At 45.5% G+C, this 354-nt stretch carries 1 protein-coding gene; it reads right to left on the minus strand.

Features of this window, described 5'->3' with window-relative positions; genetic code table 11:
- The coding region (locus PROVRUST_RS12750) for a P2 family phage major capsid protein (protein WP_006815255.1) at positions 1–354 on the minus strand (354 nt) is incomplete at both ends.

Consider the following 354-nt stretch of genomic DNA (forward strand, 5'->3'; position numbering starts at 1 on the left):
CTGATAATCACATCCGCAGCTAAAGCCTCTGTATTGGCTTGGTCACGGTTGACGATTGGGAAATATTTATCCGCTAATAATGAGCGACCACAGATAACCACTAAATCAGTATCATCGGCATACACTTCGGAAATGGCGTGGTCGACGGCTTGCATAACCAGCGCATCAAGGTTCTCATAATCTTCACCAATACCCACTTTGATTGGCTCAGGCGTAATTTTGTTGGTGTCTTTATCCGTGGATGAACCTAAAACATGATCAGGGGCTTCAAGGCGGATTTTATGTAACCAACCGACATTAACGTCCTGTAGTAACTTGTTAACTTTACGGTCTGACGTTGCCGCGCGGCTCGTA

Source organism: Providencia rustigianii DSM 4541, from assembly GCF_000156395.1.
Classification (GTDB): domain Bacteria; phylum Pseudomonadota; class Gammaproteobacteria; order Enterobacterales; family Enterobacteriaceae; genus Providencia; species Providencia rustigianii.